The organism is Arthrobacter sp. W4I7, assembly GCF_030816215.1.
In the GTDB taxonomy this organism is placed as follows: Bacteria; Actinomycetota; Actinomycetes; order Actinomycetales; family Micrococcaceae; genus Arthrobacter; species Arthrobacter siccitolerans_A.
The window spans coordinates 907,292-923,739 of record NZ_JAUSXU010000001.1; the positions used below are offsets into that span (position 1 = coordinate 907,292).

Annotated in this window: 11 protein-coding genes; 3 read left to right on the top strand and 8 right to left on the bottom strand. The window is 64.9% G+C overall.

Going from position 1 to position 16,448, the window contains the following annotated elements; genetic code table 11:
- Nucleotides 1-5: 5 nt before the first annotated feature.
- The 5 genes from QF047_RS04180 to QF047_RS04200 form a co-directional block, all read right to left on the bottom strand.
- On the bottom strand, nucleotides 6-1,259 hold the full coding sequence (locus QF047_RS04180) for an RNA polymerase sigma factor (RefSeq protein WP_307274311.1): 1,254 nt from the start codon (nucleotides 1,257-1,259) through the stop codon (nucleotides 6-8).
- Nucleotides 1,259-1,594: a YciI family protein gene (locus QF047_RS04185; protein WP_307274314.1), complete on the bottom strand. Its 336-nt coding sequence runs from the start codon at nucleotides 1,592-1,594 to the stop codon at nucleotides 1,259-1,261. Before QF047_RS04185 ends, QF047_RS04180 begins: the two co-directional genes overlap by 1 nt.
- 384 nt (nucleotides 1,595-1,978) lie before the next feature.
- Nucleotides 1,979-2,785, bottom strand: a complete 807-nt coding sequence (locus QF047_RS04190; protein WP_307274316.1) for a GAF and ANTAR domain-containing protein — start codon at nucleotides 2,783-2,785, stop codon at nucleotides 1,979-1,981.
- A gap of 147 nt (nucleotides 2,786-2,932) precedes the next feature.
- Nucleotides 2,933-3,682, bottom strand: coding sequence for an SDR family oxidoreductase (locus tag QF047_RS04195; protein WP_307274319.1), 750 nt, complete (start codon nucleotides 3,680-3,682; stop codon nucleotides 2,933-2,935).
- Nucleotides 3,683-3,699: 17 nt separating this feature from the next.
- Nucleotides 3,700-4,923 carry a glycosyl hydrolase gene (locus tag QF047_RS04200; protein WP_307274321.1) on the bottom strand — a complete coding sequence of 408 codons (1,224 nt, stop codon included), beginning with the start codon at nucleotides 4,921-4,923 and terminating at the stop codon, nucleotides 3,700-3,702.
- A gap of 501 nt (nucleotides 4,924-5,424) precedes the next feature.
- On the opposite strand from QF047_RS04200, the gene QF047_RS04205 reads away from it, so the two are divergent.
- The 3 genes from QF047_RS04205 (at nucleotide 5,425) to lepB (ending at nucleotide 8,228) form a co-directional block, all read left to right on the top strand.
- Complete coding sequence (locus QF047_RS04205) at nucleotides 5,425-5,937, top strand: hypothetical protein (RefSeq protein ID WP_307274323.1); 513 nt, start codon at nucleotides 5,425-5,427, stop codon at nucleotides 5,935-5,937.
- 120 nt (nucleotides 5,938-6,057) lie between these two features.
- On the top strand, nucleotides 6,058-7,668 hold the full coding sequence (locus tag QF047_RS04210) for a multicopper oxidase family protein (RefSeq protein WP_307274325.1): 1,611 nt from the start codon (nucleotides 6,058-6,060) through the stop codon (nucleotides 7,666-7,668).
- Nucleotides 7,668-8,228: a signal peptidase I gene (gene lepB / locus QF047_RS04215; RefSeq protein ID WP_307274328.1), complete on the top strand. Its 561-nt coding sequence runs from the start codon at nucleotides 7,668-7,670 to the stop codon at nucleotides 8,226-8,228. The genes QF047_RS04210 and lepB overlap by 1 nt, the downstream gene beginning before the upstream one ends.
- A 385-nt stretch (nucleotides 8,229-8,613) precedes the next feature.
- On the opposite strand, the gene QF047_RS04220 is transcribed toward lepB, so the two are convergent.
- The 3 genes from QF047_RS04220 to QF047_RS04230 form a co-directional block, all read right to left on the bottom strand.
- On the bottom strand, nucleotides 8,614-10,593 hold the full coding sequence (locus QF047_RS04220; protein ID WP_307274330.1) for a hypothetical protein: 1,980 nt from the start codon (nucleotides 10,591-10,593) through the stop codon (nucleotides 8,614-8,616).
- A 200-nt stretch (nucleotides 10,594-10,793) separates the two neighbouring features.
- On the bottom strand, nucleotides 10,794-11,147 hold the full coding sequence (locus QF047_RS04225) for a hypothetical protein (protein ID WP_306635147.1): 354 nt from the start codon (nucleotides 11,145-11,147) through the stop codon (nucleotides 10,794-10,796).
- 88 nt (nucleotides 11,148-11,235) lie between these two features.
- A complete protein-coding gene (locus tag QF047_RS04230; RefSeq protein WP_307274333.1) occupies nucleotides 11,236-16,386 on the bottom strand; it encodes a peroxidase family protein in 5,151 nt (1,716 codons plus the stop codon).
- Nucleotides 16,387-16,448 lie beyond the last annotated feature (62 nt).

Consider the following 16,448-nt stretch of genomic DNA (forward strand, 5'->3'; position numbering starts at 1 on the left):
GCCGGTCAGCCGGCTAGTCTAGCCAGCCGCGCCCGGAGGTAGTTGCGCTCGGCGTCGTTGTCCGTGAGGATCAGCGCCTCCTCGAAGGCGACCCGGGCCTCGCCGGCACGGCCCAGCCGTGCCAGGAAGTCGGCGCGTGCGGCGGCGAGGTACGGGTAGCGGGCCAGTTGGGGCTCAGCCCCCAGCGCATCCAGCTCAGCCAGGCCTTCCGCAGGCCCCACCGCGAAACCAAGGGCTATGGCCCGGTTCAGCTGGACCACCGGGGAGGGCCACGTTTCCATCAGCAGGTCGTAGAGGCCCAGGATTTCCTGCCAGTCAGTCTCGGACCACGATCCGCTCTCATCATGGACGGCCGCGATCGCCGCCATCAGCGCGAAGCGGCCCGGCGGCCGTGAGTTCAGGGCCTCGCGCAGGAGCGCCACGCCTTCCCCGATGGCAGCCCGGTCCCAGGCGGACCGGTCCTGGTCCTCCAGCAGGACGAGCTCCCGGTTGCGATCCAGCCGGGCGTCCCGGCGCGCGTCGGTGAGCAGCACGAGTGCCAGAAGCCCCGCAACGTCCCTGTCCTGCGGAAGCAGGACGCGCAGCATCCCCGCCAGCTCCAAGCCGCGCTCCGCGAGGTCCCGGCGCATCAGGTCCGCTCCCGACGGGGCAGTATGACCCGTGGTGTACACGAGATAGACAACGGACAGCACGCCGTCGATACGCTCGTGGAGCTCGGACGCCGCGGGCACGCTGTAGGGGATCCCGGCGGCAGCGATCTTCTTTTTCGCCCGGGTAATCCGGGCGGCTATGGTGGCCTCCGGCACGAGGAAGGCCCGCGCTATGTCAGCGGTGGACAGCCCGCAAAGGAGCCGCAGCGTCAGGGCAACCCGGGCGTCCGGCGCAAGGGCGGGGTGGCAGCAGGTGAAAATCAGTCGGAGCCGGTCATCGGGAATGTCCTCCGTTGCCATGGCCTGCTCATCAGCGAGCGATTCCTCCGGCTCGTACAGCCTGGGGAGCGCCCGCTGTTCCGTGGCTGCCCGGCGGTGCATGTCCAGGGCCCGGCGCCGGGCCGTGACCGTCAACCACGCTCCCGGGTTCTTCGGGATCCCACGCGGACCCCACGTGGCCAGCGCACTGGCGTAGGCGTCCTGGACGGCTTCTTCGCCTTTGTCGATGTCACCGGCAACACGCAGCGTTGCCGCCAGCACGAAAGCCCACTCGCGGCGGTGCGCATCTGCAACCGCTGCAGCAACCTCCGAGCTGGCGGCCGCCGGCATCAGCTGACCATCCGCACGGGCCGGACCTCCACTCCGACGCCGGCCGGAACTTCCTTGGCAATCTCCAGCGCCTCGTCGAGGTCGACCGCTTCCAGCAGGAAGTAGCCGCCCAGAACCTCCTTCGATTCGGCGAAAGGACCGTCCGTCACCGAGAATCCGCCGGACCCGTCCCGTCGGACGGAGGTGGCCGTCGAGGCCGGCTGCAGTGCCGCCCCATTGAGCAGGGACCCTGCGCGCCGCTGCATAAACTCCTGGTAGGCGGGGTTGATCGATTCCCCTTCCGACTGTGGAGTCACCGTTTCATCCTGGAAGATCAGGACCAGATACTTTGCCATCTTCGTACTCCCTTTGCTTTTCGTCCGGGCCCTTCGTCTGGGTCCTTACTTATACGACGCGCACTGGAAGCCCGAATCGACAAACTGTGCCGGCGGCTCGATTCTAGGCCGCCGCCTCTGACGATTCAGCGCACTCGGTGCACCGGACGTCCGCAGTCAAGGAGCCGGCGTCGTCCTTCTGGAAGTGGGTGACATGTTTGGTGCTCCTGCCGCATAGCGCGCAGAACGACTGGTGCTGTTTAGTCCACATGCATGAATAATACGAGCGCCGGCTAATAAAGGGAGGGCCGGGGCGCAAGAGTGTGGATCTCCGCATCTTCCACAGAGTGTATCGGGAACCACCGGTGGCAGCCGGGCTGATAGCGGCCCGCGCGGCACCGCTGCTCACAGCTCGAAGCGTGTCCCGGGGGAGCCGTTTGGCAGGTTCTTCAGGAATCCCTCAGCCACTTCGCGGACCTGCTTGTTCCGTTGGCTCGAAGCCCCGGCCAGCAGGCCGAAAGCGTCCGCGTAGGAGCAGCGGTTGCGGCCCATGATCACACCGCAGGCAACGTCGATGGACGTCCGGCTTTCCAGCAGCGCCTTCAGGTTGTCCCCCGCGGACCGGACGCTCCGGACCTCGAGTGCCACTTTCAGGCTCTGCGATGCAACCCGGGCAAACCACGTTGCATGGTTGACGGCGTCGGGATCGAACCGCACCTCCGGCGGTGCAAAGAATCCCAGGGCGGCAATGACGCCGGGGTCAAGCCGAAGGGGAACGGCAACCACCTGACCGTAGCCGGCGTCGAGGAACCGGCGCCGGTAGGCCTGCCATTGCAGCGTTGTCTCGGCGGCGTCCACCACGATGGGGCTGTCCGCCGCCGCGGCCTGCTTCATGGGGCCGTCATCAAGATCCTGTTCCAGGTAGCCCAGGCCCGCGGCCCGCCCATTATTGGCCGCCCGGATGGGAGCCCCCTGGGCTGTGGACAGCATCACGGCACAGTCAATCTGGACTCCGATTGCCTGGGTGAGGGCTACGGCTGCTGCTTCCGCGAGCCGCCTCAGGGAGGCCGCATCCGTGTCTGCGTTCGTGACCAGGTCCAGCAGGAACCCGGACGGCTTGAACCACGGCTCGTCGGCGACGCCCGCCGCTCCTTGCCTTCCGTCGTCGGCCTTCAGCACCCTTCTGCTGGTGCCCTGCACATGGACTGTCATTCTCGTTCCCCCTTTGAACGGTGCCGGAGCGGACCTGGTCCGCGCGCTGCACCTCGAATCTAACGGGAGGGCCGAGGCGGGGGCACGAGTAGTGAGTACTCGCATTTTTCAGTCGCGGACAGTCCGGTACTTGTCCCGGCTGAACGGCTAGGCAGCGCCGCCGGCTTCCAGCCACTCGAGGAACGTCTGGCGTCCGACGGCGGCACCCGCCGCCGGGATCAGCCCGCCTTTGCGCATCGCTTTGCCGATGGGCCCGGGGACATGCAACGGGATGATTCGCTTCTTTTGCCCGGTTTTGGCGAGGTAGGCCTTGACCAGGTCTTTCAGCTGCTCGGCCCTGGGCCCGCCGAGGTCCGGGACCCGTCCCCGCGGCCCGGCTTCCGCAGCATCCACCAGGGCGATGGCCACCTCCTTTGCCGCGACGGGCTGGGTGAACATTTTGGGCACAAGTACCGCCGGGCCGGCGGACGCGGCTTTGACGGTCATTGGCACGAACTCGTGGAACTGCGTTGACCGGAGGAGGGTCCACGGGATGCCGCCATGCCTGACTTCGTCCTCCTGCACCAGCTTGCCGGCGTACAGGCCCGAATTGGCTTTGTCGATGCCAACGATGGACAGCGCAATGTGGTGCTTCACACCCGCCTGCTTCTCCGCTGCCAGGAGGTTTTGCGTGGCGTTGGTGAAGAAGTCCACGGATTTCTTGGTGGAAACGGTCTGGATGCCCGAGACGTCGATCACCGTTTCGGCACCCTGTAGCGCCTGGTACAGGCCCCTGCCGTTGACCAGGTCCACGCCCTCCGCCCGGCTGATGCCCACCACATCGTGCCCGCGCTCCCTGGCCACGGCGACGACGTGGCGGCCGACTGTACCGGTTCCCCCTGCAACGGCAATCCTCATGGAAGAAATCCTAAGCGCTATGACGCCCGGCGGGCCGTCAAAGCAGACTTAAAGGCGGCGGCCGAGGTGTCACTGCTGTTGATGCGCCAGTCGGCTTCCTTTTGCAGATGGAACCAGACGAAACCCATCACATCCGGCTGGGCCGCCAGGTAGGACACAAGGTCCGTGTTCCATGCCGCCTTGGATCCGCCGGACTCGCTTGACGCCGTTTCGGCGATAAGAATCGGCAGTCCCGGGGCGATTGCCCGGAACTCGGCGATTCCCGGAGCAAAAAGATCCTGCGGTGAGACCCAGCTGCTCCACGACGCGGACGTGCCCCAGTTGTACCCATCGAGCCCCACGATGTCCACGTAGCCGGCGCCCGGGAACAATCCGGCCAAGTCAGTGGATCCCCAATAGGGCACGTTCGGGCTCCATACCCAGGAGACGTTTGATGCACCAGTGGCGGTCACCACGTCATGCACGTGACGCCACGCGCGGACATAGTCTCCGGCCATATTGCCGTTCACACCTTCAGCCCAGGGGTACCAGTTCCCGTTCATCTCATGGGCGAACCGCAGCTGCACCGGGTATCCCCACGCGGCCAGTGACTGTCCCCACTCAATAATCCGGGTATCAAAGTCGCCCGCCGCGATCCTGTCCAGGGCGTACGCGGGCTGGTCCACTCCGCCTCCCCAGGCCCACGGCTCCCACGTCACCAAGGGCACGGCACCCCGGGCCCGTACAGCGTTCATTTCACTGATCGGCGGTGCCTGGAGGAAGTCCTTGTAGAAGAGCACGCTGGACGGGCTTTCCCCTGCCAGCAGGGCCACCTCATCCAGCTCAGCGCCGGCCATAGGGCCGTTGGCGGTGGCCACCCCGAAACGCAGGCGGGCGGTGCTGACCGGCGGCAGCGCCGGCGCCGGCGGGGTCACAGTGAATACCGAGGACGCCTGGACCGAGGAGGTCTTGGCCGTAACGGTCAGCTTTCCGGTTGCTGCGGCCGGAATGGTGATGGCTGTGCTGAATGCCCCAGTGGTTGCAGTCCGAAAAGCAAACGACGCCGAGCCGGCCACCACCGTCCCCGAGGCGGAGGCCTTGAAGCCGGTCCCGTTGACCGTAACGGCGGACCCGGCGGATCCTGTTGCCGGGCTGAGCGTAATCTGGGCTGCCGGTGCTGCCTGGACTGGTTGAATCCCTGCCAGCGCGAGGCCGGCGCTCGCGGCAAGGGCAGCAGTAAGAACTTTTACAATCTTGAACACAGCGATCGGTCCCCGTAATCGTCAGGGCTGCTTGAGCGGCAGCTGGCCTCGTGCCCAGCCGGCACTGCCCTGATCCTAAAGTCCCGGTGACCCGAATGCCTCAAGATTCGCTCAAGTTTCGAAAGGTGATTTTCCGCGCGCCGCCAAATGTCTGTTCTTTTGCACACGACCTGTCCAGCCCTGCGCTGTCAGTCCGGAGACGGCGCAGTGCCGGGGCCGATGGCTTTCTTGCGGCACCACGCTGTTCCGCCGCCTCCGCCATCGGCCCCAGTCTGGGAGTGCTCTGTGCGCAGCCGGAGAAATCTTGCGCCGGGCGCTGAGACCCCGTGTCGTCTCCCACCGGTGTCCAGGCCGGACAGGAACCACTGTGCCGGTCCTTCATCAAGACCGGCAGAGCAGTTGATCAAGGAAGGCGCGGGACTTGCTCAGGTTTGGCCCGATTTTGGGGGAAGGGGTTCCGGCTCCTAGGGATTCCCTAGGAGCCGTGGGGAAACTGCCGGTATGGCATCAACAGCATTGTTCAAGCGCACCAAGTTTCTTGTTCCGGCAGTTTTGCTCGCCCTTGTGGGGGCCCTGGTGGCCAGCATCCTGCTGGCCACACCGCGGACGCCTCCCGCCCTGCTGGGGGCCTCAGGAAGCCTTGATGGCGGCCTGGCCAGGATTCAGGGGGTGATACCCCTTGAGGCGGATGGATGGATGCCGCCCACACCGTCGGCCGCCCTCGCGGATCCGCCGGGCCAAGAGGTCCATCGCGTCCGCATCCTGCTGGAGCTCACCGCCATGGCGCAGGACGGCCTGTCCTTCGACCCGTCCCAGTACACCGTCTCGGGCCTCGGCGCCGGGAAATGGAAACCGGTCTGGTTTTCTCCGGCTCCTGGAAAGGCACGACAGGGGGAAAGCATTAACGCCACGCTCGTGTTCGAGCTCCCGGACAAAGCCATCGATCTGGCGCTGGACCTGCCGGGGGGACCCGGGCTGTCCCTGGGCGCCGGACACCACAGGGGAGGAAAGTAGTGTGCCTGCTGACGTTCGGAAAAGCGCTTTCATGGTTTCTCCAAGGACTTCAAGACAGTACGCATGAAATCTCCAAGCTGGGTGCGGAACAGTCGAGGCCATCTACAAAGGAGGTCGGCCATGACAATTTCACGCCGTCAGGTTCTGTTAATCGGAGGACTCGGAGTCCTGGGAGCAGGGGCCGCCATGCTGCCCACGGGTTCGGTGGAGGCCAAGTCGGCCAGCCGGCTCAGTGACAAGGAGATGCCGCGGCCATTCCAGGCAGCCTTTGTCCAGGCCCCAATCCTCCAGCCCTATTCCACCGGCATCGATCCCGCAGACGGGCTGCCGGTCAACTACTACCGCCTCACGGAGAAGGCCGCTACCGCCAACATCCTCCCACGGCTGACCACGCCGATCCTTGGCTACAACGGCCTGTTCCCCGGGCCCACCATCAGCCTGGACCAAGGAACAAAGGCCGTAATGAGGGTACGCAACCAGCTCCCGGCCCAGCATGCGCTGGACGGACACTCGCTTTCCACGTCCACCCACCTGCACGGGTCGGCGTCCCTGCCGCAGTATGACGGTTATGCCAGCGATATCACGCTTCCGGGGTTCTACAAGGACTATCGCTACCCCAACTTCCAACCGGCCCGCACGCTCTGGTACCACGACCACGGTGTCCACTTCACTGCCCTCAACGCCTATTCCGGCCTTGCGGCGCAGTACCACATGCACGATCCCGTTGAACGCCGGCTGCTCCCGCAGGGCCGCTACGACGTGGCACTGACAGTCAGCGACGCGATGTTCGCCGCTGACGGGTCCCTGGGGTACGACGACAACACCCACTCGGGCCTGTGGGGCGACGTCATCCTGGTCAACGGAAAGCCGTGGCCCGTCATGAAGGTGCAGAAACGCGTGTACCGCTTCCGCATCCTGAACTGCTCCATTTCCCGTTCGCTGCGGCCCACCCTCAGCACCGGAGATCCCCTGGTGATGGTTGGCACCGACGGCGGCCTGATGCCGGCGGCCCAGAACGTGGCGAATTACCGCCACGGCGGGGCGGAACGGTATGAAGTCCTGATCGATTTCCGCAAGTACAAGACAGGGCAGCGGATCGAACTCCGGAACCTGTCCAACAAGAACAACGTGGATTATGACTACACCGGCAAGATCATGGCCTTCGATGTCACGGACGAGCCCGTGGACACCTCGGACCCCACCTGGAACCGGATCCCCACCACGTTGGTGGGAAGCGAAGCAATGTCGCTGACAGCAAAGCAATCCGTGAAAACCCGCAGTTTCCGGGTGGAGCGGGATGACACTACGAACATGTGGACCATCAACGGCGAAAGCTGGCAGGACGTCATCGCCAGCGGTTACAAGAGAGTCGCTGCCGACCCCGCCCTCAATTCGGTGGAGATTTGGGAAATCGAGAACAAATCGGGCGGCTGGTTCCACCCCGTTCACATCCACCTGGTGGACTTCCAGGTCATCAGCCGCAATGGACAGGCGCCTTTCCCGCACGAGCGCGGTCCCAAGGACGTGGTGTACGTCGGTGAAGGCGAGACCGTCAGGGTCCTGATGAAATTCACCCCCAACAAGGGCGTCTACATGATGCACTGCCACAATCTGCCACACGAGGACCACGACATGATGATCCAATTCCGGGTGGGCCTGAAAGAGAGCGATGTGGACGACAACGATCCCATGACCGCGGCCAAAGCAACCTGGGACACCGAGAAGGATTGATGACGGCAGAAGTAAAGCGCCACGGCAGGCGGCGGCTCCCAAGCCGCCGCCTGTTGCCGTTGCCAAAGGTGTTGTTCGCTAAGGGACGCTGGCCCCGCATTCTGGTGAGGGCGCTGATTCCTGCGCTGGCCATAGTGGCGGCCCGCGCCTGGCTGGTGGAACCTTTCACCGTGTCCTCGGATAGCATGGAGCCCACCATTCCTGAGGGCGCTGTGGTGATCCTGTACAAGCCGGCTGCCGCCGCCGGCTGGATCCAGAACGGCGTGGTGGTCGCTTTTACCAGCCCCCTTGACGGTCACACAGCCATCAAACGGATCATTGCCCGGGAAGGCCAGACCGTCGCCATCCGCGATTCGGAACTGTACGTCGACGACGTGGCGGTGCCAGAGGCCTTTATCGACCACAGCCGCATCGACGCCACGTACTTCGGACCAGAGAAAGTGCCAGCCGGAACTGTCTTTGTCCTCGGTGACAACCGCGGAGTGTCCATCGATTCCAGGGACTACGGAGCCATACCCTTGACCGCGATCCAGGGAACCCTGCTGACGGGCCAGAAGTAAGGGGCCACACTAAAACCCCAATCGGCAAACGCCCCGGTCCAAGGACCGGGGCGTTTTTGTGCTGGGGTATGCCCGTTAGCCGGACAGGCAACCCACCTGGCACGCCAGCGCCGGGGGATCCGCCTCTGGATCCGGTACATAGTGTATTCGGATGATCCCGGGGCCGTTACCAGCCGCCACGGCTCCGCTTTCGTACCTGCAGCCACACCGCACTCCTTCATGAATTCGGACGTGAGCATCAGCCACGGGCTGGGAGGTGATCTACCTAGGCGTACGGCCTAGCGGCTGACAGCACCTAGGCGTATCGGCCGAGCGGCTGACAGCACAAAGTTCAGGGTCCTGCCCGCCGAGCGGACAGGACCCTGAACTGTTTCGTGTACAGCGGCTAGCGGGTGGAGACAACTCCCGTCGCCGTGCCGCCGCGGCTGGTCTGGACCAGCACGCTGGTGATCTGGTTGGTCGGGCCGGGCTTCAGCTTCAGCGACCAGGCGCCCAGGGTGTCCACCGTGGCCGTACCGAGCTTGGTGACCGCCCGGCCCGAGGTGGTGTCGTAGATGACCACCGTGGTGGCCGGAATCAACAGGGTGGTGGTGCCCAGTGTTGATGTGCCCGTGATGCGCAGCTCCGTCCCGAGCCGGTGCCGGGAGCCCGGGTCAACGGTTACGGTGTCTGTCTGGATGGCCAGGTCAACGCCGGCCGGGGCGCTGCTGACTCCGTTTTTATCGGTGACAACCAGCTCGATCCGCACCGTGCCATCCGCCGGGTCCGTGAGGGGTTTTGTGTCCGTGATCTTGGCCCAGAAGGGGATGGAGACAACGGGCTTTGCTGCGGTATCGCTGGAAAGTGATACCGCGGGGCCGCTGACCTGGCGCCACTGGTAGGTGACGGCCCCGGTGGAGGCGCTGCCGTCCAGCTGGACGGTGCCGCCGCGGGTCAGCGTGGGAGAGGCTGCGGTGGCCGTTGCGGTAGTTGCCGGGTCGGCAGGCGGCGGGGTGACAGTTCCGGAGCCGCCCTCGGTTACCACCACCGGGCCGGAGTCCGGCTGCGGAGCAACAGGATCCAGGCCCACGGGTGTGGCCCCGCCGCCACTGACTGTGACCTGCAGGGACGCGGAGCTGCCCGAAGCCGACTTCACGGTGACATTTGCAGGAGGTGCCTTGACCGGGAACGACTTCTCGGTGGCGGTGCCCGGGGCAGGATTGTCCAGAGTGCCGACATCGCTCACCGTCAATGAGCCGGCTTCGCTGGACACGGCGCCGACGGTCAGGGTAGTGCCGTCGAAGGTTGCCTTGGTGACCGAGATGGTGCTTGGGTTCGCGACGTTGACGGTGCTGCTGCTGGCAGGCTTGTCCCCGATGTTGGTGATTTTGATGCTGTCCGGGGCAGTGCCGTTGAGCTTGATCCGGGCGTAGTACCGCCCGCTCCCGGGATCGCTGATCATGGGCGTGGTCTCGAAAACGGAGCCCTGTCCGTCCACCTGGAGCTGCGAGTCCGGTCCACTTGTGGCGAAGACGTCAATCATGTCCCCGTTATGGATGGCGCCGTCAGCGCTGACTCCGCGGTTGGTGGAAATCTTGCCCTGCAGGCCGAACTGGTCCGTTTCGAGGGAAAGTCCGCCGCCGTTGACCGAGAACTTGTTGTAGTTCATGGGGCTGCCAGTAACAGCGTGTACCTGGCCCGGGTCGCCAAGGTACCCCTCAGGCGCCGCCGGCGCGATGGCCGGATCCCACTTCAGGAAGGGCCCTACGTTGCTCTTCAGGGCAGTGGTGAAGTTACCGGCGGCGGGTGAAATATCTTCCACCAGCTTGCCGGCACCGGAACCGTCCGTGTCGATGGTGATGGTGCCGTACGGGTGTTTGAACTCGAGCGTACTGTTCGCGGGTCCGCCCTTGACAACGATGCGTTGGCGGCCGAATACCACCTGGTCACCGGCGGTTACCGTGTTCGCGAAGGCGGCCTCCAGGCCGAGAACCAGCACGGCTTTTCCTCCGCCAGGAAGGTCCAAGTCCGAGCTGGCGAGCATGTAGAAGGCCTCGTCCGGGAAGTTGTCCGGAAATGAGATGGGGGCCGTTTCATCCGGTACGTCGCCGGGAAGGAATCCGCACAAGGGATTCTCAGCATCGAGGCACAGCTCGACGCGCGTTTTCGTGCTGTCCTCATACCAGGACGGGAAACCGTATTCGGTGTTTACCGGGCCGACGGCGGTCAGTTGCCCCGGGTTCTTAACTGTTACTTGGGTGGCGGCTACAGCGGAGCTGAGGCCGGCGGTGGTCAGGATCAGGGCGGCCGCCGCGGCAACGCCACGGCGGGTTGCAGTTATTCGGGTCAGGCGGATGCCTGTTGTTTCAGCTGGTGTGGCTACCATTTTTTCTCCTCAGAAAGGGGTGCTGATGGCGTCCAATATTGAGCATCGGGCTTGGAGATAGGCTGTGTCCGACCTTGGGATGACGTCGGCCGGGATGCCTGGAGGTTGTCCCGGTGGCTGAGCCTTGGAAAAAGCTTGGGAGAGGGTTCGACTCTGGCTGACCATCCCAAGGAGGCGCAGCCACCATAGCCAGGGAACTGCTAGGCGCACACACCGCCGCCGTTGTTTGCTGCCTCGATGAAGCCGGAGAGCGTCCGGACCTCGCTGGGCATCAGGAAAACCTCAACGGGTTTCATCTGGCCGGCGATTTCAAGGGTGACGGTGAAGCCCTCAGACCCAACACTGGGGCGGATGCGCCAGTTCTCGAGGATTGGTGCAAGGTCCCGGCCCATCAGGACCATGGGCCCTTCCATATCCCAGGGGGCGCCTGCCTCGATCAACGTCTTGTGCCCGGCACAGACATAGGCCTCGTGGTAACCGGAAGCCAGATGTTGGCTGCCCACGATGAAGGCGGAGCCGGGATTGGTGCACCGAAGGACTGAGCAAGTAACCATAGGGTGAAAGCTACTGCTGGAATGTTGTGGGAACCCTATACAGAGGACCTTAGCCTTTCCTGGCTGTCCAAGGTCCCCTGTCCGTGATTCAGGCCTTGGTGGACTCCTTGAACGCTGTTCTCCTGGCCATGGCCCGGAAACGGTACAACTTGGATGCCAGCAGGATGCAGGCAGCCAACAGGCCTCCTGTGGTGATGGCGAGGAATGCGGTTCCGGGACTGGTGGACAGATAGTGGGCCAGTGCCGCCAAGGTGATCAGCGGTGCGGTTCCGAAGGGGCCCCCGAATGGTGCAGCGCCCGGTACGGGTACCAGAGGTTGGTCAGAACCAGCTCCTGCGGGCGGTACGTCCTGGTTGAAGATGCGGCGCTCATCCTCCGTGGCACCGGGAATAACGGCTTCACTCAACTCGGAGAACACCGGCTCGCTGCCGCCATCGGCAGGGGCCACTTGGAACCGGTAAGCGGCACCGTTCTCCAGGCCCCGGACCGCCACCCTCGTGCCACCCGGCTCAGCACTGATGATTTCTCCCACCTGGGACCCCGTGGAATCGACGGTCCGGATGAAGAAGCCTCCGGGCGTCTGCTCCACTGGTGCGGGGTTCTGGGGTGCGACGCTCAGGGGTGCCTGCTCCGCCGGTGCTGGATCCGCGGGTGTGGGGTTCGCGGGTGCTTGATCGGCTGGTGCGGGGTTCGCGGGTGCCTGGTCCACTGGTGCTGGATCCGCTGGTGCTGGGACGGGAACGGTGTTCGTGTCCGGCGTCGGGGTGACGATCACGACAACCTCCCCATCGCCGGGAATGACCTCGTCGATCCCGTCACCGGCGCCTTCGTCGGTTCCCTCGTCCAGGCCGTCCTCTACCTCGTCGATCTCATCCTCGCCGGCCTCACCCTCGACCTCTTCGCCGAGGTCGTCGCCAGCTCCATCGGTCCCGTCGCCGAAGACGAGCTTTTCGATGTTGGAAAGGGTGTCTGTGCCATCCTCGCCGCTGTTGTGCTGAACGGTGGTGACGGAGCCAGGTGACCCCACGGTCCCATCACCGCCCGTGGTGGTGATGGTGTAGTTGGATTCGAAGTCCGAGAAGACCGCGGTGTCGGTCCCTCCGCTGGAGGTAAGGATCTCCCGGACAACCACGATGTTGGCGGGATCGACCATACCGGCGAACACGGCCTGCTGGAGTGTCGGGCCCGTCGGCGCTCCGCTGGAATCCCGCTGGTACCGGGAGGTCATGCCCGCGGCGCTGCCAATTTCCGTGGCCGGGTTGCTGCCGTCCGTCCGGACGCTGAGCCGGACGGACAGGTAGCGGTCGCCGTCGATGATGTCATCCCCGCCGCGGCCCTGCAGGAGGTCGCTTCCGCCGCCGCCCAGGAGGATGTTGCCTTCGCCCCAGACCTGCGCGCCGGCCAGCACGGGGCATTCCTTGGAAGCGGAAGCGTTGATGACATCGGCAAGGGGAGTGGGCAGGGAGGGGATGAGCTGCTTGAGCCCGGCGATGCGGTCCACGCCGGACTGGTCCAGGGCATCACAGCCGATGAAGCCGGCGCCGCCCACCGTCTTGGGAATGACGTCGTCGCCCCGGAGCTTGTCGTCGAAAGGACCACCGGAGAGCGCTTCAACCTCGTTGTACCTATCGCGGACGCCCACCTGGAGGATGTCCAGCGGCTCGATGGGGAGGGCAAGGTCGGCATCCTGCGGCTGGGGATCGTGAAGGCCGATTTCCCAGTCGTAGCCCGAGGCTCCAGCCACTTTCTCGATGCCGGGCCCGGCGATGCCGACGTCGTCCCCGCCTTCCATGTCGTAGTCGTCGTCGCCACCCTGGCCGCTGAGGACATCGTTGCCGGGCTTCTGGGAATCGTCCAGGAAGAATAGGTTGCTGGAGTCTCCGATCAGCAGGTCCGGGCCGTCGCCGCCCTCAGCCCAGTCGCTCCCGCCGCCGCCGAACACCGCGTCCAGCCCTTCGCCGGCGATCACAAAATCGTCGTCTTCACCGGCGAAGGTCTCGTTCGAGTTCGCCCCGCCGTTGATGAAGTCTTTGCCGTCCCCGCCCAGGAGCAGATCCAGGCCGGGGCCGCCGTCGATCGCGTCATTGTCCGGCCCGCCTTTCAGGATGTCGTCTCCGTTCGAGTCGGTGATGATGTCGTTGCCGTCGCCGCCCAGGACGGTGTCGGCGCCGTCATTGCCTTCGATGACGTCGTTGCCAGTGCCGCCCCACATGGTGTCGTTGTCCACCCCGCCGTGGATGCGGTCAGCATTGACGGAGCCGTTGTACACGGCCTGGCCGTTGATGCCGGCCGGGTCCACCGAGTTGGAAGCCCGGTACTTGATGGTGCCGTCCGGCATGCGGATCAGCAGCGCTGACTCGTTGCACTCCGACGCCGGATCGTCGGCCACCGTGTTGCCGGCGGAGGCGAAGCCCGCGGCCGTTCCGTTGAGGTTTTTCAGCTCAAATCTGCAGTCGGCGGTGGCGAAGGCATCGGCCTTCAATGCGTGCGCGTTGGTGTTGCGCATCATCATCTCGGCGAAGGAATTTCCTTCAAGCTGTGCCATCAGGTTCATGCCGGGCGTGCGCGCCAGGTAGTAGAGCCGGTCGCCGTTCTGCAGATCGGTCATCTGGCTTTCGAAAACATAGTTGAAGGTGCTGCCGAGCAGTCCGCCGAACAGGTTGGTCCGTTCGGCGAGGCCGCCCATCCAGAGGTCGATGTCATCGAGTCCGGTGATGGATGCTGTTCCCGTGTTGGCCCAGGCGTCCGTGCTGTTCATAAAGGCCACAGCATCCTCCGGGGCAACCTCGCCGGTCAGGGCGTCAGGGCTGACGATCAGCCGGGCTGCCGTGCGCTTGGCCTCGAGCGTGGTGGCCTGGACGATGGAGGGGTGCTTGCCGTAGGCGGCCACGAAATTGACCAGGGACGCCGGGTGTTTGATGTTTTCGCCAAAGTCGATCCAGTTGGTGTACGGCTTGAGCTGGCTGTCGTTGGTGGCGTCGTGAAGTTCCCGGCGCAGGTTATTGAGGGTGGGCAGGCCCTCTGACCGGGCGCGGGTGAGGTTGATGGCAGCGAGGTCCATGGGCAGCCCCAGCAGTTTGTTGCGGAGCGTATCGGTGACGAACTCATCCAGTTCGCTGCCTACCTGGTCCGACATGCCCATGATGATGCTGCCTGCGGCCTCCTCGGAGGTGAGGGCGCCGGCGAGGCCGCCGTCCGTGTAGGCCGGCGGATTCAGGAAGCCCTCGAGAAGGGAAAGATCGTTCCGGGAGCCCCTGACGTCGTCGGACGTTCCAAACACGTTGTCCGCTCCGGGACTGTCCTGGTTGCGGCGGGAGATGGTTTCGGTGAGCATCGAATGGCCGAAGCGGTACACGGCGTGGGCGAATTCGGCACTGATTGCCGGATTGATATCCGTCTGGGCGAAAGCGAAGGGTTCGAACGGGTTGATGCCGGGCTGGATCTTCCTTGCGAACTCCTCAAAGACCAGGTGCTGGTACTCCATCTCCGTGATGAACCGCGCGGCCTGGAAGAGCCGTTCGCCGTTCCAGCCGCCTGCGCCATCGGGGAGCTTCCACTCGGCCAGGGCGGCGAGCCCCTTGGCTGACGTGTCATTACCGAGGACCCTCTTGATGTCCGCGGCCACACGGTCATGCTCGGAGTGGAACACCTGGTGGATGGCAGTCAGCCCGATGTTCTCGTTGACCCTGCCATCGCCGGCGATGAAGTGGGCGTCCAGCATCTCGTCGTCGTAGGTGCCTGGCGCCTGGCTGGCGAAATCCGCGGAAGCCGTCTTGTTGCCGTCAGGGGAGGGAGCCGCCGGCGGGGTACCGGGGTTGTGGTCGGAGTCCTGAGGGGACGGGTCCGCGTTATGGGCGATGTCCGTCAGGAAAGGCGTGTTGAAGTACAGCACGTCCTGCGGCACGACCGTTCCCAGCCCCCCGTTCGAGGTCCCGTCTGCCTCCACCAGGCCGGACTTCGTGACGAACTGCGGGAGTCCGTTCTTCGGACCGGGGATGAACTTTCCGTAGGCGTCGGCAGCGATCATGGGGACGTTGAGGACGTCCTTGTCCAGCAGTTGTATCCCGAGCAGCTCCCGGGCCTGCCTTTTGGTGTCAGCCCAGGTGGCCATGCCGCCGGCTGCAGGCGTGCCTTCAGGGCCACCCAGCATATTCCCAGTCGCTACCGGGCGTCCCGAGGGGTTGTTTGCGTACTCGCGCAGGAACACCTGGTGCGAGGAGTGCGACGAGTACGTCTGGCTTTGGTCCACCCACGGCGAATTGGTGTTCAGGGCATCCTGAACATCGTCCGCGGTCCCGAGTTTGCCGTCCCCGCCGGGCTGGTTTTGGCCGCGGGTCAGCACCATAAAGCGCATATGCGGGTCGAGGTCGTCGGCGCTGCCGAAGACATGGTCCGGCCCGGCGATCAGCGGGTCATCAGCCTTGAGCGGCACGTAGACCGTGCCTCCGCCTTTGACCGTCTGGTCAATGCCGTGGTCGAAGAACTGGCCGAAGAGGGTGAACAGGGAGTTGTAGGGCGGTGACAGTCCGACGTCGGTAGTCACGTTGGGGATGAACAGCGTGTTGTGCGAGGGGACGCAGCCCTCCGGCGCGGCTGCGACAGGGGGAGTGGCGTCGGGGTTGGGGTCCGTAGTGCAGGGCACCACGCCGTCGTTGCCCTGGGTCCTGGCCGGGAAGCCGGCCGCGGCGACCGCCGCGGGGTTGGTGGACGTCTGGTCGGCGATCAGGTTGCTGATGGTGCGCGGCCGCGAATCGAAGACACTTCCCGATTTTTGCGTGTAGCCCGTTGTGGCGGGGGGACCGCCGAAGGATCCGCTCTCGGCAGCCGTGAAGGACTTCGACCCGAGTCGCGGGAACACCTGGTCTGAGGCGCCGTACGTCTCCTGGCCGGGCTGGAGGTTGTTGCAGCTTCCGTCCACGGTCCGAAGACCGTGGGACAGCAGTGGGCTGGCAAGCTGGTTCGGGCCGGTCCCCACCAGTGCGCCGCATGGCCCGGTTTCGGACGTGGTGTTGGCCACGTGCGCTTCCGCGATCTTGATTTGCTTCAGGATGAAGGACAAGTCTGCTGGTGTGATGGTGAAGCCAGCGCCCACCGGCGCTTGCACGGCGTTGGCCGCGACGGGCGGCAGGCCCATGGAGGCGGCCAGGCCGAGCGCTCCGGATGCGGCCAGGAAGCGCACTCTTGCTGATGCGGTTCGGTGGTGTGGCGTGGACGGTGACTTGCGCGAAAAAGCCTGCATCCCAGATCGGTTCCCCCCGTAGGGCCGGCTCCCCAGTAGAGCCGGCGAAACAAGGCCATGTT